Below are 21,856 nucleotides of genomic sequence, written 5' to 3' on the forward strand. Positions count from 1 at the left end.
CCCTACAGTCTTTAATTTTTCTCCATAGTTCTTACTTGAATCAGGATTAGTTTCATGTTCCAACAAGTACTCCGGTATCTTTGTTTTGCACTAATTGTGTCTTTGGGATTGACCGCCTGTTCCGGCAACTTGACCGACACAGAGCACGTGGCCAAAGCGGAAGCCTATTTCAAGAAAGGCGACATCAAATCCGCCACTATCGAAGCAAAAAATGCCATTGCCAAAAATCAAAAAAATGCCCAGGCCCACCGGATACTAGGCATTCTCTATCTCGTCCAAGGAGATTTCCTTGCCGCGGAAAAGGAACTTCGCCGGGCCGTCAACCTGGGGATGGAAAAAAATGACGTCCTGGTTCCATTGGCACAATCGCTACTGGCACAAAAGAAATATCCCGAGGTGTTGATTGAAATTGGTCTGCCAGAAGAATTACCGCCGCAACACCGGGCGGAATTAACCGCTTACCGGGGAGACGCTTGGCTAGCTCAAGGTGAAACCGAAAAAGCCGAAAAAGAATACAAACTCGCCTTGTCCTTGGACCCCAAAGCGCCCGCGGCAATACTTGGGCTGGCTAAATTGGCCGTCACGCAAAAAGATTTGCCCCGCGCCCGGCAATTGATAGAAGAGGCACTCCAAATCGCGCCTAAAGATCGCCGGCTCTGGCGACTGAAGGGGCAAATCGCTCAATCCCAAAAGCGCCTTGAAGACGCCGAAAAAGCGTTCACCAAGGCCATCGAGCTCAGCCCCGCTCCTCGATTACTGGACGTCGCTAGCCGCGCTATTATCCGTCTGGACCTTAAAAAGCTTGATGCCGCTGAACAAGATATTCAACTATTAAAAAAAATCGCCCCGAAACACCCTTTTACCCATTATGCAGCAGGACGTTTGGCATTAGAGCATCAACAACATGCCCAAGCGCAAACTGAACTAGAACAAGCAATCAAATACAATACAGACTTTCATCCCGCCTATTTGCCGCTGGGAATTGCCCATTTGGCCCAGGGCCATCTAACCCAAGCCGAAAAAGCATTGCAGCACTATGTTTCTCATTATCCTGACAATCTTGCCGCCAAACGCGCCTTGGCCTTAGCCCGTTACCGTTTGCAGGACTATACCGCCGCGAAGGAAACCCTGCTATCCATTCTCGCCAATTTTCCGGCAGATGCTTACGCCCTTACCCTCCTTAGTCAAATTGAGTCTCAGCAGGGCAATATCAAACAAGCCAAGGCCTATTTAAAAAAATTGATGGAAGTCAATCCCGAGGCGGTTCGGATTGCGCTACCGGAAGGAAGCAACCTCCCTGCTGGCAATAAAGAACAATTGCTCGAAGCGGCACTGCGCCTCAATCCCGATTTTTTTCCCGCCCAAGTGCAGCTAGCCATGCTCTATTTACGAAATAATCAATTGGACAAAGCGGAAAAAATCGTCCAACAACTCAGTCAAAAAGCCCCGGATTCCGCCGCGACCCTGAGTGTGAAAGGTATCTTGCTCGCCAAGCGGGGGAAAACAAAAGAGGCAGAAAAAATATTAGAAACAGCTTTAGCTAAGGCACCAGATAATCCGAACGCTGCTTTTGCCTTGGCCGATCTGTATTTACGGCAACATAACTATAACCGTGCCAGGGAGCTGTATAACCATGTTGCAAAGTTATATCCCAGAAACCCAGAAATTCCATTCCGATTGGCGCTAGTCGATGTTAAAGAAGGCAAACAACAGGAAGCCATTAAACGTTTGGAAATTCTTCGGCAAGATCATCCCACTGCGGAAAAACCAGGGCTTTTGCTTGCTCGTTTATATCAGCACACGGGGCAACTGGAAAAAGCCCGCAGCTTGCTGGAACAACTCACCAATGCCAACTCTAAAGCAACCTCGGTACTGGCTGAATTAGTCAACATCTATCTTTCCACCAAACAACCTGAAAAAGCCTTAGACACAGCCAATCAAGTAGCAACTCTGGCGCCTAATTCGCCCGATAGCCATTATCTATTGGCGCACGTCTACGCATCCCTGAACGATCCCGCCAAAACCGAACAAGCCCTAAAAAAGGCCTTATCCCTGAACGCTAAACACTTGCCGGCACTGATTGCCCTGGCCCGGTTCTACGTAGTGAACAAACAGCCGCAACAGGCAAAGCAGATTTTCGATACCCTGCAGCAATATTATCCTGACAGCCCTGACCTTTTGGCAGAAATCAGCCAGCTCTCCATACGATTAAATGATACTCAACGCGCGATTGATGCCTATGTAAAAGCCATTGAGCTAAGCCCCCGCCCAGAATGGATTGTCGATCTGGCGAAGCTTTATTGGCGCAGCGGCAATCAAAAACAAGCTTTGGATTTGATTACAAAATGGCAATTAAAACTGCCAAATGATCCACTTCTGAGCTATTCCCTCGCCTTACTCCAACAAAAAGCAGGACAGCAAGGCCAGGCAATCGCTTTGCTGGAACATACTCTCAAACTTAAACCGGACCACACCGAGGCATTAAACAACCTGGCTTGGCTTTTGAAGGACAAAGCACCTGAGCGGGCGCTTGAATATGCCCGACAAGCCGCGGAACTGGCACCCCATTCACCTGCCGTTTTGGATACTTTGGCCATGATCTTGCTACAACAAGGAAAGGATGCAGAGGCCCTTAGAGTCATGGAACCGGTTTCGCAGCAGCTTTCTCATCCGCAAATCCAACTCCATTGGGCTAAAATATTGGCCGCCAACAACCAAAAACAGAAAGCGGCAGCGGTTTTATCCAAAATTCTTGAGAATCCTAAGGCTTCTTCAGTACACGAAGATGCAAAAGCCTTGTTACAACAATTACAGAGCTGACAGCCTGGCTAGTGAACTAATAACAAAGTGTCTGATTCATCTTTTTCCACCCCCATGACTTCTACGGAAAAGCGGGCCAGCATCGGTTTGGCAATGATTTTCGCCTGCCGGATGCTGGGGCTGTTTATGATCTTGCCGGTACTTTCTTTGTTTGCCGGCGAATTGAGGGACGCCACTCCCCAACTGGTTGGGCTTGCCATTGGCGGCTACGGCTTTACCCAGGCATTATTGCAAATCCCTTTCGGCTTGCTGTCCGACAAAATTGGGCGCAAAACCGTCATCACCTTCGGCTTATTATTGTTTGCCGCCGGCAGTGTCGTTGCGGCTCAAGCTGATACCATTTATGTAGTGATCGCAGGACGCGTTCTCCAGGGCAGTGGCGCCATTGCCGCCGCCATCATGGCCTTGGCGGCCGATCTCACTCGCGAGGAACACCGCACCAAGGCCATGGCAATGATTGGCATGAGCATCGGGATGGCCTTCGCCATTTCCATGATTGCAGGGCCTGCCATAGGCGCCCAGTTTGGTTTAAAAGGATTATTCTGGATTACCACCGCCCTGGCCTTGCTTGCGATTGTTATATTATTCGTTATCGTCCCAACGCCTGCCGTCGTTCGTTTTCACCGGGACGCGGAAGTCCAGCCAGCGCGTTTTGGCAGCGTACTTACCCACCCGGAACTGTTGCGGCTTGATTTCGGCATCCTGACCCTCCATCTGATCTTGACCGCCAGTTTCGTGGTGTTACCTGTGATTTTGCGCGATACTTTGGGAATCCCTACCCTCAAACACAGCACCATTTATTTGCCGGTGATGATCGCATCGGTGATAGCCATGGTCCCGCTAATTATCCTCGCGGAAAAAAAACGGCGAATGAAACCTGTTTTTCTCGGCGCGATTTTCCTGATCGCCCTGGCTCAAGGTGGATTAGCGTATTTTCACTCCCAATTGATAACCGTAGTGGCCTGTTTATGGGTATTTTTCACCGGGTTTAATCTGTTGGAAGCAACCTTGCCTTCCCTTATTTCGAAAATCGCCCCTGCCGATCTCAAGGGGACAGCCATGGGTGTATACTCCAGCAGCCAATTTTTTGGCGCCTTTCTGGGGGGATCTGTGGGGGGGTGGTTAACAGGTAAATACGGCCCCCAAGCGGTTTTTCTTTTTTGCGCCGGTCTCGCTGTCTTTTGGTGGCTTATTGCTGTCTGGATGAAACCACCCAAGCCAGTCAGCAGTCTATTGATTCACATAGGAGATATCGACTCCAAGCAGGCTATGTTCCTGGCCGGCAAATTAAGAAAAGCACCTGGCGTCCTGGAAGCGGTTGTCGTCGCCGACGAAGGCGTTGCCTATCTAAAAATCGATCGCCAACGGTTGGATCGAAACCGTATCCAAGCGATAATCGAATCTGTCACTCAACCTGAACCTCAACTTGCGGAGACCTAACATGGCATCAAGAGGCGTCAACAAAGTTATTCTCATTGGCAACTTGGGAGCGGACCCGGAAATCCGCTATATGCCCAGCGGCAGCGCCGTCGCAAACCTTAGGATTGCCACCAGCGAGAGCTGGAAAGACCAACAAACCGGCCAAATGCAGGAACGTACCGAATGGCACCGGGTGGCTCTATTCGGCAAACTGGCGGAAATTGCCGGCGAATATCTGCGCAAAGGTAGCCAGGTCTATATCGAAGGCTCTTTGCGTACCCGCAAATGGCAAGGCCAAGACGGACAAGACCGCTACACCACGGAAATCGTTGGCCGGGAAATGCGGATGCTGGGTGGCCGTTCCGAAGGCAGCGCGTCATTTTCCTCACCCAGCTCGCCCCAACAAAACGCGCCAGCACCACAACCATCCTCTTCAAATCAATCTTCTCCCCCAGAAACACTGGATGATTTTGATGATGATATTCCTTTTTAGGTAGGAAACATCGTGTTGTCCCAATGGCAAAGACCCTTGCAATGCTTCATTGCAATCTTGTCCACCCTGTTGGTGGGGACCTTGATCGCCAATATTTCGAATTTCTCACATACCCAGGTGACCAAGCATCTCAGCCTGTCTGAATTAATCATCTTTCTCACCCAGATTGCAGCCCTTGTTCTTTTGTACTTGCTGGCACGCGAGATTAAAGAAGCGTTGCCGAATAATGGCAAAACCAGCTCGTTCATCCGGGGTATTTTGCCCGCTACGGCAGCATTGCTGATTTTAATCCTGGGTCAGGATGTGATTATGGATATTCTGGCGCCCTATTTAAGTTCCAAGGGCGAACGTATTGTCATCTTTTTGTTTTGGCTGGCGATACTCGTTTCAGGCGTGTGGTTCATTTGGTCAAGCTATATTCATGGTCCTCAATTGGTAGCTGGTATCCTTGCCCTGGCGCATCACTTTGAGCAGTGGGGCAAACAAGTCACTCTGTGCCCTGCCTGCGGCGCCCATGTAAAAGATGACATGACATTTTGCGGTTACTGTGGCGCCCAGCTCCCAAAAGGCTCTATTTCCAATTCGACTAAGAGCTCCGGACAACCCGCAATAGAAAGGCGCTTCGACAACCCGGAATGACCCCGGTAAAATGAAAGTGTCACATGAAACAAGCATGCCCTTGAATATAACAAAATTAGGAGAAGCACCATGTTCTTAAAAAGAAAACAAGATGGTCACTTGGTAGAAGTCCTCAGCATTGCCGACCTCATCAATCCGCTGCATCAGGAAGTCGTTGGCCGCCTGCATTATGGCGAAGAACCCGGCGACCCGGAAAAATTCTCCAAAAGCGACCTGATTTTTCCATCAGACGAATCCTTGCCAAGATGCTGGACCGACATTCACTATCGGGATGAAGAATTGTTCAAACGGTTGAAAATCAACCCTTAAATAATAAAGAAACGCGCGGAGCTATTACTCCGCGCGTTAACTTTTAGCTATTGTAAAGCTACTGTTAATATACCTTCTTGCCTGATACACACTTATCTTTTCTGTCTCCGAATCCAAAGTCCTGAAAAACCCAGGCCTGACAATATTAATATGCTGGCAGCAGGCAAAGGAATTGGCGCCAGATAAGCCATCCAGGCTTCCGTATTCCCGTCGGGATTTTTACCCACACCCACAATCGTTCTACCATCAGCGGAAACCGCGTTGGCGGATCTGAGATCCCAACCGGCCAACGCCTCTTCCAGGCCAAAATCCTTCAAAACATCCTCTATATTGCGCATGCCGTCCTCTGGCGTCCATATAAAAGCTTCATCGCCAGTGCGGGAATCGCTTTCTCCCACCACCACATTGCCGTCAGCGGAAACAGCCTTGGCGGTACTGAGAAAACCACCGCCAGGCAGGAAACCAAGCCCTTCCATGCCTTTGCCCAAAGTCCAACGAAACGCTTGATTACCCTTACCGGCATAACCGCTGCTTCCCACTACCACAGAGCCATCGGCGGAAACGCCAATGGCAATACTGTAGGCACTACCACCCGGCAAGTAACCAAGACCGCGCATGCCACCGCCGCTGGTCCAACGAAAAGCTTCGAAAGCTTCCGACCCTGAATCTGAGTCACTAATCCCCACCACGACATTGCCATCCGCGGAAACCGCATACGCATCACTTATTTCACCATTTCGAGATAAATGGCCAAGGCCTTGCATGCCATTCTCATGGGTCCACCGAAAAGCTTCGGACCCTGCTCCAGCGAGGATATCACTTTCTCCCACCACGACACTACCGTCAGCGGAAACATCTTTGGCATCGCTTCCGAACTCACCACCCGGCAAGTGGCCTAGCCCTTGCATTTTATCTTGGGCGGTCCAGCGGAAAGCTTCCAAACCCAAGTCGAACTCGCCTATTCCCACGATGACCTTGCCTTTGGCGGAAACGCCTTTGGCAATACTATGAAATCCCCCGCCAGGCAGATCGCCCAAGCCTTGCATCCCATTTTCCATGGTCCAGCGGAATGCTTCCGCGCCAGAGGCAGACCGACTTGTCCCGACAACCACTTTGCCATCTGCGGACACATCCCACGCCACGCTGTGAAATTCTCCTCCCGGCAAATCGCCGAGCCCTTTAAAGATGGGGCCGGCCGCGGCAACATTGGCCGCGCCCATGGCTACCAGTAACAAACAAACCACGCGCCTGTGGTTCGCGGATAAAACTTTCCTCCTACGCATTGCAACCCCTCCTTTACTTTTTGTAGGAGGTTTAAGTATAGCACTATAAGATATTTCCTAAGACCCCAGAAAAATCCTCGAATCATGGCAATGTCATTCAAACACGTAAAGGATTGATTGAAGGGGTAGGAGGTCTGATTCGAAAGCCTCACCGGCACGAAAGCCGGCGTGGAGCTTACAGGGGCGAGCCGGACCGAAAGTCCAGTGGGCTTTCGCAGCCAGGGGAGCGCCCGAACTGGGAGGTTTGGGCAGGACTTTCTTGGCGTAGCAGGATTGCGCGGCAAGAAAGTATTCACGGCGCTTTTCTAAGCAGACCACCTACCCCAGCTCGAATAGATGACGGAGCCCTGATACTCGAATTTAGTATTCAACATTTTTATCACACGCTGCCAAAGCCTGAATAAAATCCGGCATTTCTTTTATCTCGGCATTGGCAATCATTTTTCCTTCTTCCACCCCTCGCGCCAAGGCGCAACCCTTACAGACCCAGATAGGAATGCCCATTTCCATGACTTCTGAAAGCACTTCTTTCAGAGGTTTGACATTGACGCCAACAATGTGGTCCGCCGCACCCGGCCTTGCCAAAGCGGTAGCCTCATCCCAAAGCCAGATAACCGGATCGTGCCCCTGAGCTTTAGCCGTTTTGGCGGCAATATAAGGCAGTGTTGCCAGGGTGGGATTATCGCTGCCGTGTTTTCCTGAAATTAATATCTTTGCCATCGGATTCTCTCCCTTTGTTGTGAAATTAAAATCTTGCTCTTTCCAATTTAATATGGTGACCAATATAGAAAAAAACAAGCCGGACATTGCGTCCGGCCAAAGGAGGGTGTCACAAAAAGCGACAGTCTCTACGATGCTGGGATGCATCGCCATTTTCAATGGCTTTTGGCCATCGAAAATGGAGTAATCGCAAAAGTCCAAGGATGGACTTTTATGACACCCTCAAGTGGGGGAGAAATCTTTTAGAAATCCAAATCCAGATTACCGCTGCCCAACACATTCAGCGGCATCTTTAAATAACGTTTGCCGTTTGGCTCAGGCGGCGGCATATGGCCTGCCCGGATATTAACTTGGATTGAAGGCAGAATGTATTGGGGCGCGGGAAGCACCCGGTCAATCCCGTCGCGGATACGGACAAACATTTCCTCGGAAGTTCCATCGTGAACTAACGGATTACGTTCTTTTTCTTCTTTCACGGTTGTCATATAACGAGGTCCTGGCGCATTGGGACGGTAATCGTGACACATGTAGAGCTTGGTATCTTCCGGCAGTGCGAAAATTTTCTCCCGGATAGAGCAATATAACGCGCTGGAACTACCGTTGGGAAAATCACAGCGAGCGGTGCCATAATCAGGCATAAATACAGTATCTCCCACAAAGGCGGCTTCTTCATTCACCACATAAGTCACGCACGCCGGGGTATGACCCGGGGTGTGCATAACCCGTACCGAAAGATTGCCAATGCTGAAGGTTTCACCGTCCTTGAACAAATGATCGAATTCTTCTCCTCTTCCTGAAACATCATCAATGTTGTACAGACCCTTAAAAAATTGCTGAACTTCTTGAATATGCTCGCCAATACCGATTTTCCCACCTAGCTTGGACTTGATGTAGGCGGCCGCGCTCAAATGATCTGCGTGAGCATGGGTTTCCAGCAACCATTCCACCTCAAAGCCTTGTTCTTGAACGTATTCGATAATTTGATCGGCATATTCGGTACTGACCCTGCCGGCGTTATAGGCATAATCCAAAGCAGAGTCGATAATGGCGCAGCGCTTGGTTTCCGGGCACGCCACGATATAACTAAAGGTATCGGACTGGGTATGAAAAAAATGATGAATATGGGGTGAGGTCATAACCTATCTCCTATATTAGAAAATCATAAATTTAATGCGGCTAAAAATTCTGATTTCAACCTATTAGGCAATCAAGCTTTCATATGGCTCAAAAAATCCATGAAGGCCGGTACAATATCGCTTCTTTGGCGAAACAAAATATAAAAAGCCATGGCAATCACGAACCAGGCGAAGCCTTTGCGCAGGTGGCGGGGATGCAGCCTGTGAGCAAGCCAGCTACCCAGGAATGATCCTGCCACCGCCGATCCGGTCACCACGCCCGCAAGGGTGTAATCAACGGAAACATGGCTGAGATAACCGACAAAACCCGCCGCGGATTTCAAGGCGATTACCAGTAATGAGGTTCCAATGGCCAGGTGCATGGGCAAGCCTCCCAGCAAAGTCAACGCCGGCACCACCAAAAAGCCGCCGCCAGCGCCCACTAAACCTGTCACCGCGCCAACGACCAGGCCATGAAGGATTACCTCTCCCAATGGAATACAATCGAGGCAATCCCCCGGATTTCTAGGCTTCTCAACTTTTTGTCCATTACGCAACATGGCCCAGGCAGTGGCAAACATAATTAGGGCGAAGGCCACCAACAACAAAGGCGAAGGGATAAATCGGGCGACCCAGCCGCCAATGAAAGCGCCTACCATCCCGGCGCCTCCAAACAGAAATCCAACCCGCCAACTCACCGAACCCCGGCGGGCATGCTGAATCATGGCGACCGCGCTGGTAACCCCAACCACTAACAAAGAAGTAGCAATGGCTTCTTTAGCGGGAACATCCAAGGCATAAACAAGAATCGGCACCGTCAAAATAGAACCGCCGCCGCCGAGCAACCCCAATGTCAACCCGATAAGCAAGGATAATAATATCGCCAAAATCATGCTTTAAGTCCCAAACCTGAAGTATTTTCGTCTGCTTTGTAGTAAAGACATTGTAGGCAAAGCAATAGAATATTACAAAAACATATATTCATATAATTTAATATATTTATAGCATAATAGAATATAGAGCCATGAAATCTCAATGGCTATGGGCCAACCCAGAGGATCCCCTTCAAACAAGAAGTCCAAGAAATAAATACCTGCTAAGACCCTACAGGGCTATAACCCTGGCAAGCATACAAAAAGGTGGAGGAAAAGACAGGCCAGGGCCACGTCATTTAAACACGTATAGTATTGATTGCCGAAGCAGACCACCTGCCCCGGCTTTAAATAGATGACGGAACCCCGAAAGACAGACTAAGAGAAAAAAATTATTTCGGTGGCGGCGCTAGAATCACTCGGTTACGTCCTTCAAGCTTGGCTTGGTACAAAGCCTCATCAGCCCGTTTGATGGTGCGTTCGTAATTCAGCTCCCCACCACTCAGTGCGACACCGCAGCTCACGGTTAACTGGATAACATCGTTATTGGCTACAGGAAATGGAGTTGCTTCAACTATTTTGCGGATTTTTTCAGCCACTAGCATCGCAGTAGATTCTTGCACTGCCGGTAGCAATACTAGAAATTCTTCACCGCCATAACGGAAAACAAAATCACTGGTACGAACCTTTTCTGACAACAATTCGGCGAATCGCTTCAATACTTGGTCTCCAATATCATGACCAAAACGGTCGTTGACCGTTTTGAAATGATCAAGATCTATCATCAATATGGCGTATTGCTTTTGACTGTAACGAGATTTACGGCTCTCAAAATTCAACACCGTGCTCAAGTGGCGCCGGTTGAATAGATGGGTTAAAGGATCCTTCCGCCCCTCCATCTCAGAAACTTCCCGCCCCAATTCACTGAGCAGCCAATCGGCTTTTTTCACCAACTCCTCTAACAGCTCAATGGCTTCAGTGTATTCTTCTTCATTTTGTTGCTGGTTTAACTGTCGAGTTTGCTCCAATAGAGCATCTATTTCCTCGCAAGCCTGGGCAAGTTTATCTAGGGTGTGATTTTCTGGAAACAATAAAGGTGCTTTATGTTCCAGCCACAGACCTATCTCTGATTCGCGCAGCGGCACAATGGCGTTGCCTTTCGTGCGCTTGGCGTTCCTTTGATGCATGGCGCTCAATTGATGGGTAAACCACATAAGCAGCTTGTTGCGCATTTGCTCGCAGACCAATTGGAGATTTTCCGGAGGAATACTCATCCGCATCCGTTGCAACTCGGAAATCATATCCCCGTGTTCTTCGTTGTAGCTTTCGGCGATGATTGCCACAATCAGATCAATTAACGAATCGACATAAATGATTGCCGGTAAACGCTTCGATTGTTCTAAAGATATCAATGTCTGGTTGATCTCTTGTTTGAGCATCCGCATGCCCAAAAGAAAAAGCGTCAAAGGGATGTCCATATCCGCATGTATCCTCCCCAGGCGTTCTTGGAATTGTAGAAACTCTTGACTAGTTTGGGTGTGGGGCCCATAAAAAGTGAAGGAAAGCCAAGCATTTACCCCTTTTCGCAGGCGCTGATTAATTACTTCCGTGGTCAAAAATTCCGCAGCCTGGGGATGTTTGAGTAGGCGCTGGTAGAATCTAGTAACGATGTCATCGCTGTGCTGTTTCAAGAGGGGTTGCAGCACGGAAAAGACTTCCTCACTGTTTTCCCACAGGTTGAGTAACTCTTTATGATGAATCTCAACCAAGGATTGGAAAGGCGGTTTCATCCGGTTCCTTGACGAAAAATAGAGAAGATATTAACCGCAAGAATAGCACAGCTGAATTTTTTGTCTTGTCAAATATTACCTGGTTTTTTTGATGCCAAATGATCCGCCCAGCGGGTCGTTTCAGGCAGTTTGTAACGGGTGACACAAGCCAGAACCCATGTCACGGCACTTTCCACACATAGGCGATGGCCGGGAGATACATAAATCGGCTTGACGCCCGCACGGGTCCGCACTACCGCGCCAATCATTTCTTGTTGATCCCAAAGTGGCACCCAAGCGCCTTTCTCCTCCGGAACCGGGTCATGGGTTCCAATCAAGCGGGTTTTGCCCACGCCAATGGTGGGATGATCCAACAATACACCCAAATGACTGGCAATCCCGAAACGGCGCGGATGGGCAATGCCTTGACCGTCGCATAAAATGATATCGGGCAACTGCGGCAATTTCTCCAGGGCCGCTAAAACCGCCGGGATTTCCCGAAATGACAAGAGCCCTGGAATATAGGGAAAGGTGGTTGGCACTTCTGCCAAGGACTGGCATTGGAGGTGGAGAGCTGGGAAACTAAGGATCGCTACCGCTGCCCGGGTAATTGCGCCTTTTTCCTTGAACCCGACATCAACACCAGCGACGGTGCGGATTATCTCGGGCAAATCATCTTCCTGCTTGACAAACTGCCGTAATCGCTTTTGGATTGCAATGGCTTCTGAAGGGGAAACATTCCAGGGATGGATGTGGTGGAGTCTAAGTTTGGCCACTTTGCTTGGCCTCGTCCCAAAGCGCATCTAAATCCGCCAATGGGGTTTCGGCCATGGTTTGCCCGGATTTTGCCAATCGTTGTTCCATAAAACGGAAACGGCGGCCAAATTTACGATTGCTTTCGCGCAAGGCAGTTTCAGGATGAACGCCCAGATGGCGAGCCAGGTTGACCACAACGAACAACAAGTCCCCAACTTCCTCTTGGATATGCTGGTCATCGCCTTCAGTGACCGCCTCGCGCAACTCCGCCAACTCCTCTTCAACCTTGGAAAAGACGGGGTTCACTTCAGGCCAGTCGAAACCATGGCGGGCCGCGCGGTTTTGAATTTTTTCCGCTTGCAGCAAGGCGGGCAAGGTTGCTGGAATATCCGCCAACAAGCTGGGATCTTCTTCTGTCTTGCCTTTGGCCTCGCGTTCAGCCCGTTTGCTCGCTTCCCAGGCTTGTCTGCGTTCTTTTTCCGAGGCGAATTGGACCCCTGAAAAGACATGGGGATGGCGGCGAACCAGTTTGTCGCAGAGACGATTGACGATTTGAGCAAAATCAAATAATCCTTGCTCCTGGGCGATGCGGGCGTAAAAAACCACTTGCAGCAACAGATCCCCTAACTCGTCACACAAGTCATCATAGTCACCACGCTCAATGGCATCGGCGACTTCGTAGGCTTCTTCCAGGGTATGGGGGATCAGGGACTGGAAAGTCTGCTTGCGGTCCCAGGGGCAACCAGTCTCGGGATCCCGCAACCGAGCCATAATTTCCAGCAAGTGTTCAATGGCAGACATCAAAAATGATAGCCGTAGTTATCCCAAAACCGCTGGCGGAACTGTGCCATGGAAAAATGGTGGTTTTGCGTGCCAGCATGCTCTACTTTGATCGCCCCCATCAGGGAGGCAATGGCGCCAATGGTTTCCCAATCATAATTTTCCAACAGGCCGAAAATCACCCCAGCCCGATAAGCATCGCCACAACCGGTAGGATCCAAAACCTTTTCCACCTTGACCGGGGGGATGCGAATCGGTTTGCGGTCGATGTAAACGATGGACCCCTCTGCCCCCTTGGTGACCACTACCGCGTCCACATCGTCGGAAATTAATTCCGGGGTCAAGTGGGTTTTTTCCTGCACCAACTTGGCTTCATAGTCGTTGAAGATGGCCCAATTGGCCAGTTCGATAAAACGGATTAGTTCGTCTCCTTCAAACATGGGCGTGCCCTGGCCGGGATCGAAAATGAAAGGAATCCCAGCCTCGTGGAATTGCTCGGCGTGCTGGATCATGCCGTCCCGGCCATCCGGGGCCACAATGCCTATCTCAATCCCGGCATTATTCGGAATCTGGTTTTCATGGGCAAAAGACATGGCGCCCGGGTGAAAGGCGGTAATCTGATTGTCGGCTAAATCGGTGGTGATGTAGGCCTGCGCCGTGTAGGTGTCTTCTATGACTTTAAGATATTGTTGATTGATTTTGCAGGTTTCCAGCCATTCCTGGTAAGGGGCGAAATCTTTTCCTACCGTCGCCATGGGCAGCGGCTCTTTACCCAGCAGCTTGAGGTTATAGGCAATATTGCCGGCACAACCACCGAACTCCCGGCGCAATTCCGGTACCAAAAAAGCCACATTTAGAATATGAACCTGGTCGGGGAGAATGTGATTCTTGAAATAATCGGGAAACACCATGATGGTGTCAAAGGCCATGGAGCCTGTAATCAACGCGGTCATTATTTATCCTTGGAATTTGTCGAACAAAATCAGCCCCCATACAATCAGGGCCAAAAAAATGGCCAACAATACGCTGGCGGAAGCGATATCCTTGGCGTAACCGGAAAGCTCATGACGCTCTGGACCAATCCGGTCCACCACCGCCTCCACGGCGGAATTGAGGGTTTCAAAAATAGGGATAATTCCTACGCTCCCTATCAGCAGCGCCCGTTCCACGCCGTTGTCCCCGAGCCACAATGCGACCGGAACGGCGAGCATAAAAACCCACGTCTCCTGCCGGAAGGCCTCTTCGTTGCGCCAGCATACTTTCATGCCAGCCATGGAATTTTGAAAAGCGGCTATTAGCCGAGGCAGCCCTTTAAGCCCTGGTTCCCCCATGCCTTACGTCCTTTCTGTTTTTATCGGTAAAATTCAAAGCGGTCATTGTAACGGAAACTTTGAGAATCCGTCATATTGGCAAGCGTAGATTCAAGTGAAATTAATGCAGAAGAGGGTTTTACCGATTATCTTCTTCCACCGCGCCATAGAGCTGTTCCAGAAAGTCCGGAATGGCGCTTACTACCCGATTCCAGCTGGGAATAAAGGGGGTTTCCATGGGGTTCTCCAGAAATTGCTCGCCCGCCAGCCAAACATTTTGGGCAAACAACTCCACCATTCTTTCCTCACTGTGACGGTCAAAGGCAAGACCATTGATCCTGGCCTCGCTGTAATAACGATCCACAAAATCCAGCCCCACCCGGTAATAAGTCGCCTTGAGGGTACGGAAGGTTTCCTGGTGGAACACACAACCCATGGTGGCCAATTTACGGTACAGGGATTTGGCGATATCCATGCTCATCTTGGCCAAGCCCGCTTCGGGGTTATCTTCCGAAACTGGTTGGTGCTTATGATCATAACTATCTGCGATTTCCACCTGGCAAAAGTGGCTATGGGCCTGATTTCTATGCACCTCGGACAATACACCGATTTCCAGGCCCCAATCGCTGGGAATCCGGATTTCCCGCACCACATCCACCCGCATGGAAAACTCCCCCGCCAATGGATAGCGGAAACTGTCGAGGAATTCCAGGTAATCCAAGGGACCAATCAGCGTTTTCAGCGCCCGCACCAATGGCGTAAGTAGCAAACGGGTAACCCGGCCGTGAATCTGATTATTGGCTACCCGGTAATAGTATCCTTTACAAAAACGGTAGTTGAGCGCAGGGTTGGCGACGGGATAAAACAGGCGCGCCGGCATTTCCCGGTTGTAGGTCAATATATCGCAGTCGTGCAGGGCAATTACGTCCGCCTTTCCCGAGGCGATTACATAGCCGTAACAATACCAAACATTTCGGCCCTTGCCCGGCTCCTGCGGTGCCAGTCCCAGCAGCGACAATTGATTGTCCAGTTCGCGCAGGCGTGGGCCATCGTGCCATAAAATGCGATGAGGCTGAGGCAATTTGTCAAAGAAACGGCGGGCATATTCAAACTGAGAGGCATCGGCGCGATCAAGGCCAATAATGATTTCACTCAAATAAGGGACTTTTGCCAGCTCTTCCAAAATTGCCGGCAACGCCTCACCCTCAAGTTCGGAAAACAAAGAAGGCAACACCAATGACATAGGACGCTGACGGGAAAACTCCGTTAATTCTGCTTCCAGCGCTTCTATGGGCCGGCTGGATAGACGATGCAGGCTCGTCACTACGCCGTTTTGAAAGAAATCCCCCATACAGTCCTCCCGTTATCCTGTCTCTTAGGAAACGCTGAATAATTCAGCGTTTCCCTTATCGCTATTTTTGTCCTTCACCATACGCTTCTAAAACTAATGTCTCAAGCTCCTGAAAAGCATCAATATTAGAAACACTTGGAAATGTGGCCCTTCACTCGCAAGCAACCCTGATTATCAGATATTTCTCAACCACAAACCCTTGAACATGTCCATCAAAAAATGTCAAGAAGAAAATCAAATATGAACTATATTTTTGATTAATTAGTAGCGATATTGTGCCCTTTGATGAAAATCCCCGCTACTAATGGGTCACCTCTTGACTGCCGCCTTAAGGCTTTAAGATTACATAACTTTCAGGACTGAACACATGTTTGATGCCAACTTCCCTAAATCAGGCCCTATCGCGCCTCATCTACTAAAGCAACATTTTGTTGCCATTTTCCTGCTACACAATGCTTTTTTGTTCCTTGCCTTCTTCGCTCCCCAGTTACCAACCCTGCTTTTTTGGATGTGGCTGCGAATTTTTTTGCTCCAGCCCGTTAATCACAGCCTGGCTTGGTATCCAAACGGGCAAATCTCTTCCATGTGTTTAGAGATTCAGCGGCTTTTTTCCAATTGCTGTGAAAACAGGATCATCGGAGAATTCGCTATTACCATAGTCTATCTATTGGGATATTCTCACCCTGCTTTGTACATGTTGGTATTACTCAATTTTTGGGGCCTAGTTACCACCTACCGGGTGTTAAGAAAGTACACGGTCTAAAAATTCTGCAAGTGTTTCGGCATTCGGCTGCCAAATCAAGCCTTTATGCTGCGTTGGCCGCACCCATTTTATGCTCGAAGTAGCGCTGCCACGCCTGCGCGAAAATTGGCTTGCCGCCTTGCTTGACACCCTCGGTGCTCGAATCACTGGCACAATTTAGTAAAAAAACATTTTTTCTAAGCCATCTCATCGGTGGCTATGTGGTAGTGAGGATCTTCCATAACATTGACTTCCACCAAATCACCCGCTTTTTTAAGCAATTTCCGGCATTCCGGGCTCAAATGGCGCAAATGCAAGGTTTTACCGGCTTTGATATATCTTTCCGCCAGAGTATCGATCGCTTCAATGGCGGAATGATCGGCTACCCGGGAATGCTGAAATTCGATCACCACATCGTCTGGGTCATTTTCAGGATGGAATAAATCCAGGAAGTTTTGCACCGACCCAAAAAACAACGGCCCATGTAGCTCGTAGACTCTTGAACCCTCCCTGTCATACTTTTCCACCCGGATATGCTTTGCGTGCTCCCATGCAAAAACCAGGGCGGAAACAATCACGCCTACCACCACGGCCATCGCGCCAGTGGCCCCGGAGATCATCCCAGGCCGGCCGCCAAAAATGGCCGCCAGAAGACCCACCATAAAAGCGGCATATAAACCTACCAAAGGCTCAACCCCAGCCACAAAAGCAAAGGCCACCGCTTCCGGCACCAAGGCCAAAGCGACAGTAAGACCAGATAAAACTTCGGTACGTAAAGATTTAGGAGAATGGGAACCCAATGTAAACATAGAAAAAAGAAGACCTAAATTTTGGACAAGAAAAAAGCCTTGGTTCATTTAAGAACAAAGGCTCTACATGACTGAGAATTATAGCATGAATTGCGTCAATTAATTGACGGGCCAATAATCACTGTATTATCAAAACCAAATGCTGTGAAACTTAGTCCTCCTTTGAGAACGGCTGGTCACCCTGCTTAACCAGGGCTTGTCGGACAGATTAACAAGCGTTAGGCTTCCCGCAATTAGATTCAGAGTTAAATGCAATATTAATCTTTAACTAAAAAAATGAAGCAACGCTTTAGATTTACAATGCTTTTTATAATCTGCACTTATTGCAAATTACTCAATCGATTTCATAAATATCAAAAAAGGCGCTCTATGAAGAGCGCCCTGTATCAGGAATTAGTCCTGCCCAACTACCGCCAAGCCTTTTTGGCTGGCATAAAACGCAGCGATATTCTTGACTTGCTCCTCCGTCAGGTCTTTAACCATAGACTGCATGATGGCGTTATTTCGCACGCCGGTTTGGTAGTCCTGGATTGCTTTGATTAGATAACTTTCATACTGTCCCGCCAAACGGGGAAAGTTAGGAGAAGGCGCGTTACCGTCTTCGCCATGGCAACTGGCGCATTTTTCTGTCAGAGGCTTGCCTGCCTTGGGATCCCCAGTGATTGGCCCTTCCTGGCGCTTACCCTCAAATTTAGCTACGTAGGCTGCGATATCGGCCATATCTTGCTCGGTAAGCGCTCCTGCATTGCCTTCCATGCTGCCGTGCTTTCTCTGCCCTTCTTTATATAACTTGAGGGAAGAAATAACGTAGGGTTCATACTGGCCGCCAATCTTGGGCACGTGATAATTAGGATAGGCATTGGCATAGCCAGGCATGCTGTGACATCCCTTGCAAGTGTAAAATTTGACTTTACCCGCCTCAGGATCGCCACCAGCCTGAGTAATAGGACTTCCTAAAAGCAAACCGGCCCCGATCAGAATTCCCCCAAACAATTTCATTGTCATTCTGTGTATCCCCTTCAACTTTGAAATTAACGCTACAAATAAAAGATGGATTATAAAACAACCTTATCGCCGTTACAGCAAATCCTTGATTGCATCTCTCTCTTCGATCAACTCCTGCTCGGTCAGCTTCATTCGGGCACGGCTGAAATCATTGATGTCCAGGCCTTGAACAATTTGCAGTGATTCATTTTCTGCTACCACGGGAAATGAATAAACAATATCACTGGCAATGGCGTAGCTGCCATCGCTTAGCACGGCCGCACTGATCCAGTCCTCTTCCGGCGTGCCGAATACCCAATCGCGCATGTGATCCAAAGCGGCATTGGCAGCCGATGCCGCGCTTGATTTTCCACGCAGACGAATCACCTCTGCGCCACGGTTCTGCACCGTAGGGATAAATTCATTTTCGTACCAATCCATGTCAACCCACTCCAGGGCGGGTTTACCTTTTACTTGGGCGTGAAAAAGATCAGGGAATTGGGTCAACGAATGATTTCCCCAAATACTGATTCGCCGCACATCTGTGACCGGTGTATGGCATTTTTCTGCTAACAGGCTTTTAGCCCTGTTGTGATCAAGGCGAGTCATAGCAGCAAAGTTCTGGGGATTCATGTCCGGAGCATTATGGATAGCTATCAGGGCATTGGTATTGGCAGGGTTACCTACAATCAATACCTTGGCATCCTTCTGGGCAACTTCATTTAGCGCCTTGCCTTGTGCAGAAAAAATCCCGGCGTTGGCCGACAAAAGATCTTTTCTTTTCATGCCTGGACCTCTTGGCTTGGCGCCGATGAGAAAGATCAGCTCCGCATCTGCAAAAGCCAGATAGGGATCTGCCGTGACCAGTACGTCTTGCAAAAGGGGAAAAGCACAATCCTTCAGTTCCATCACTACCCCGGCCATGGCGTCGGCCATGGCTTCTATTTCCAAAAGTTGCAAGATCACAGGTTGATCTGGCCCCAATAGTTCTCCAGAGGCCAATCGAAACAGCAATGAATAACTGATCTGACCTGCCGCTCCAGTCACAGCGATACGTGTTGCTTTCATAAAAACCCTCTTAAATTGTGCTTAAAAAGCCAAATTGCCCTGAATTTGAGAGCGTTATTAGGCTGGATCCTGATTTATCCCAAGCTAGCCTATCCAAATTTGAAGGAATCTCAGCTACTGAGGCGTTAATTGCTATTTTTCATGGTCAAAAAATAAAGGCAATGTTTTAACCAGGCATGCAAACGCCAAAAATTTAAAACCTTATCCCGTAAATAATAGGTTAACCCGCTCCGGGACCTTTTGGTACTATGAATACAAGATTAATTGACTAAGGTGGACCGCAGCCGGAAAGAAAGGATTATCCGTCGCACTCAACCCATGATAAGAACATGAACTTCTGTAGATTGGCTCTGTGTTTATTGGTAGGCCTGATCGCCGCAAGTTCCAGTTCGGGACTGACAGAATGGGGAAGCCATTTAGAAGAATCATTGGGCCTAAAAACCTTGTTTACCCTAAGGGGGCCAGCCACCCCACCGCCAGAAGTTGTCATTCTTAGCCTCGACAAAACCTCCGCTCAAGCCCTCGGGCTACCGGACAAACCTGAAAAATGGTCTCGTTCCTTATATGCCCGTTTGATTCAAAAATTGACTGAATCCGGCGCCCGGCTCATCGCTTTCAATATCGTCTTTGATGAAGGCCGCAATTTTCAGGATGATCAGCAAATGGCAAAGGTCATGCGCCAAAGTAACAATGTCATTTTGAGTGATTATCTTAAAAGAGGCATGATTTCCTTGTCTCAAGGCAACCCCGATGATACCAACCAATTTTTTTATGATCTGGTCATCCGGCCGATTCCTTTATTCTCCCAGGCCGCCCTATTTTCAACTCCGTTTACCTTGCCTAAAACCTGGAAGGAAGTGAAACAATTTTGGGTCCACCAGGATAATGGCTCTTGTGGATTCCCCGCAGCGGTATTCCAAGCTTATGTATTTTCATATCTTTATCCTGAAATCCTGGCGATAACCCATCAAATCAGTCCTGGATTTGCCAGCCACCTGCCGCCCAGCTATGAAGCCGCGGTTCGAAAACGCTCTGTAGATAACCTGATGTTGGCATTTAAAACCTTTTTCGACCAACATCCCCAGCGACTTAACAAGTTTACTCAGCTGGCCAAAATGCAAATTCCGCCAGCGAAACAACCTTTATTGATGAATTGGCTGTCGCTCTATAGTAATCCTCAGATCCGTTACTTGAATCATTACGGTCCCGCAGGCAGTATCACCACCATTCCCTTAAGGGATGTCTTATCTGGGAATGCGCATTTATTCAGGGACAAAGTTGTATTTGTCGGATATTCGGAAGACCTCCACCCTGAAAAAAACCAAGGATTTTATACTGTTTTTTCACATTCTGCGGCCGATACCCTAAGCGCCACCGAAATTGCCGCCACCGCGTTTGCCAATCTCCTGGAAGATTCCTGGCTCAGAAGCCAAGATCCGACGGTGCAGTTTCTATTTCTACTCGGCTGGGGGACTGGACTGGCTTTGCTATGCTGGCGGTTGCCTTTATTGAGGGCTTTCATGGCGGCGAGCATGGTGGGGAGTATCTATTTGGCGATTGTCTTCTATCAGTTTGTTCAGAACCACCATTGGTATCCAATAATCATCCCGCTTGCCATTCAAATCCCTGCCGTCTTGCTAGTCACGCTATGTTGTCACTATATTTCTACCCGCCAAGAAAAAGATAGCATTCATCAAGCTTTCCGCCTGTTTGTTCCCGAAGATATCACCAAGCATATTACCAGCACCAAAACCGTTGACGCCCTTTCCACTCACGGGGAACTGAAATTTGGTGTTTGCCTGGCGACTGATGCGGGCCGCTATACGACCTTGTCGGAATCCCTAGACCCGATGACATTGGGTCAATTGATGAATGAATATTACAGCACCCTGTTTTTGCCTGTGAAGGCCCATGGGGGCCAAATTTCCGATGTGGTTGGCGATGCCATGATGGCATTATGGACTGCCAGTGAAAACTCTCCTTTCCTGAGGCGGCAAGCCTGCCGTGCAGCGCTCCAAATCAAACAAGCCGTCACCCTTTTTAACGAGACCCATCGTTACCAGCTCCCCACCCGCATTGGCCTCCATGCGGGAATGATCCGCTTGGGCACCGTGGGCTCCCCCGATCACTATGAATATCGTGCCGTGGGGGATGCCATCAATACGGCCACCAGAATTGAAGCGCTTAATAAAGTGTTGGGGACAAGAATTCTAGTGTCAGGCGATGTTGCCTGCGACCTTGAAGAGTTCTACTTTAGGGACCTGGGCACCTTTTTATTGGAAGGCAAACAACAAGCGATAGATATTTTTGAAATCATCGGCCTGACAGAAGATATTTCACCGGCCCAAAAAGCCTTTTTCAGTGCTTTTGCCAATGCTTTGAAGCTATTCAAACGACATGATTGGCCCCAGGCTCATCAGGCATTCGCTACCCTGGCCAATCAATTCCCGGAAGACAACCCCACGTTGTTTTATTTATTCCAATGTCAAACCTACTTGCAAGAACCACCCATAATGAAACAACCACATATTATTACCGTCAGCAAAAACAGCAGCTATTCAAATATGAGACTTATTCAATAATATTATAAAATTCTTTACAAATATTAAGAAAGTGT

The 21,856-nt window shown here is 48.9% G+C and carries 20 protein-coding genes; 7 read left to right on the forward strand and 13 right to left on the reverse strand.

Features of this window, described 5'->3' with window-relative positions; genetic code table 11:
* The first annotated feature begins 54 nt into the window (after positions 1-54).
* The 5 genes from AXA67_09530 (at position 55) to AXA67_09550 (ending at position 5,680) form a co-directional block, all read left to right on the forward strand.
* The gene (locus AXA67_09530; protein KXJ40537.1) at positions 55-2,820 is read left to right on the forward strand and encodes a hypothetical protein; all 2,766 of its coding nucleotides are present in this window, start codon (positions 55-57) and stop codon (positions 2,818-2,820) included.
* 54 nt (positions 2,821-2,874) lie between these two features.
* Complete coding sequence (locus AXA67_09535; protein KXJ40538.1) at positions 2,875-4,260, forward strand: MFS transporter; 1,386 nt, start codon at positions 2,875-2,877, stop codon at positions 4,258-4,260.
* Between the two features lies 1 nt (position 4,261).
* Complete coding sequence (locus tag AXA67_09540) at positions 4,262-4,732, forward strand: single-stranded DNA-binding protein (GenBank protein ID KXJ40539.1); 471 nt, start codon at positions 4,262-4,264, stop codon at positions 4,730-4,732.
* A 12-nt stretch (positions 4,733-4,744) separates the two neighbouring features.
* Entirely contained in the window at positions 4,745-5,371 is a 627-nt protein-coding gene (locus AXA67_09545) for a hypothetical protein (GenBank protein KXJ40540.1), read from the forward strand.
* Positions 5,372-5,440: 69 nt separating this feature from the next.
* Positions 5,441-5,680 (forward strand): acetyltransferase, encoded by a 240-nt coding sequence (locus AXA67_09550; protein ID KXJ40541.1) that lies wholly within the window; start codon positions 5,441-5,443, stop codon positions 5,678-5,680.
* A gap of 92 nt (positions 5,681-5,772) precedes the next feature.
* On the opposite strand, the gene AXA67_09555 is transcribed toward AXA67_09550, so the two are convergent.
* The 10 genes from AXA67_09555 to AXA67_09600 form a co-directional block, all read right to left on the reverse strand.
* On the reverse strand, positions 5,773-6,963 hold the full coding sequence (locus tag AXA67_09555) for a hypothetical protein (GenBank protein ID KXJ40542.1): 1,191 nt from the start codon (positions 6,961-6,963) through the stop codon (positions 5,773-5,775).
* A gap of 360 nt (positions 6,964-7,323) precedes the next feature.
* The gene (locus AXA67_09560) at positions 7,324-7,683 is read right to left on the reverse strand and encodes a sulfur reduction protein DsrE (GenBank protein ID KXJ40653.1); all 360 of its coding nucleotides are present in this window, start codon (positions 7,681-7,683) and stop codon (positions 7,324-7,326) included.
* 242 nt (positions 7,684-7,925) lie between these two features.
* Complete coding sequence (locus AXA67_09565) at positions 7,926-8,819, reverse strand: MBL fold metallo-hydrolase (GenBank protein ID KXJ40543.1); 894 nt, start codon at positions 8,817-8,819, stop codon at positions 7,926-7,928.
* Positions 8,820-8,890: 71 nt separating this feature from the next.
* Positions 8,891-9,691: a hypothetical protein gene (locus tag AXA67_09570; protein ID KXJ40544.1), complete on the reverse strand. Its 801-nt coding sequence runs from the start codon at positions 9,689-9,691 to the stop codon at positions 8,891-8,893.
* Between the two features lie 371 nt (positions 9,692-10,062).
* Complete coding sequence (locus tag AXA67_09575; protein ID KXJ40545.1) at positions 10,063-11,460, reverse strand: hypothetical protein; 1,398 nt, start codon at positions 11,458-11,460, stop codon at positions 10,063-10,065.
* 68 nt (positions 11,461-11,528) lie between these two features.
* A complete protein-coding gene (locus AXA67_09580) occupies positions 11,529-12,242 on the reverse strand; it encodes an endonuclease V (GenBank protein ID KXJ40546.1) in 714 nt (237 codons plus the stop codon).
* A complete protein-coding gene (gene mazG, locus AXA67_09585) occupies positions 12,202-12,996 on the reverse strand; it encodes a nucleoside triphosphate hydrolase (GenBank protein KXJ40547.1) in 795 nt (264 codons plus the stop codon). The genes AXA67_09580 and mazG overlap by 41 nt, the downstream gene beginning before the upstream one ends.
* Positions 12,996-13,928, reverse strand: coding sequence for a sugar kinase (locus AXA67_09590; protein ID KXJ40548.1), 933 nt, complete (start codon positions 13,926-13,928; stop codon positions 12,996-12,998). Before AXA67_09590 ends, mazG begins: the two co-directional genes overlap by 1 nt.
* Positions 13,929-13,931: 3 nt before the next feature.
* Entirely contained in the window at positions 13,932-14,306 is a 375-nt protein-coding gene (locus tag AXA67_09595; protein ID KXJ40549.1) for a diacylglycerol kinase, read from the reverse strand.
* A 118-nt stretch (positions 14,307-14,424) separates the two neighbouring features.
* On the reverse strand, positions 14,425-15,636 hold the full coding sequence (locus tag AXA67_09600; protein KXJ40550.1) for a glycosyl transferase: 1,212 nt from the start codon (positions 15,634-15,636) through the stop codon (positions 14,425-14,427).
* Positions 15,637-16,003: 367 nt separating this feature from the next.
* On the opposite strand from AXA67_09600, the gene AXA67_09605 reads away from it, so the two are divergent.
* A complete protein-coding gene (locus AXA67_09605) occupies positions 16,004-16,399 on the forward strand; it encodes a hypothetical protein (protein ID KXJ40551.1) in 396 nt (131 codons plus the stop codon).
* Positions 16,400-16,575: 176 nt separating this feature from the next.
* Here the strand turns inward: AXA67_09605 and AXA67_09610 are convergent, their stop codons facing one another.
* The 3 genes from AXA67_09610 to AXA67_09620 form a co-directional block, all read right to left on the reverse strand.
* A complete protein-coding gene (locus AXA67_09610) occupies positions 16,576-17,235 on the reverse strand; it encodes a hypothetical protein (GenBank protein KXJ40552.1) in 660 nt (219 codons plus the stop codon).
* A gap of 345 nt (positions 17,236-17,580) precedes the next feature.
* A complete protein-coding gene (locus AXA67_09615) occupies positions 17,581-18,186 on the reverse strand; it encodes a cytochrome c family protein (protein ID KXJ40553.1) in 606 nt (201 codons plus the stop codon).
* Positions 18,187-18,264: 78 nt separating this feature from the next.
* Complete coding sequence (locus AXA67_09620; protein ID KXJ40554.1) at positions 18,265-19,239, reverse strand: malate dehydrogenase; 975 nt, start codon at positions 19,237-19,239, stop codon at positions 18,265-18,267.
* 329 nt (positions 19,240-19,568) lie between these two features.
* Here AXA67_09620 and AXA67_09625 point away from each other — a divergent pair, with 329 nt between their 5' ends.
* Positions 19,569-21,821: a hypothetical protein gene (locus tag AXA67_09625; protein ID KXJ40555.1), complete on the forward strand. Its 2,253-nt coding sequence runs from the start codon at positions 19,569-19,571 to the stop codon at positions 21,819-21,821.
* Positions 21,822-21,856: the final 35 nt, after the last annotated feature.

The sequence above is a fragment of the Methylothermaceae bacteria B42 genome, from assembly GCA_001566965.1.
Classification (GTDB): Bacteria; Pseudomonadota; Gammaproteobacteria; order Methylococcales; family Methylothermaceae; genus Methylohalobius.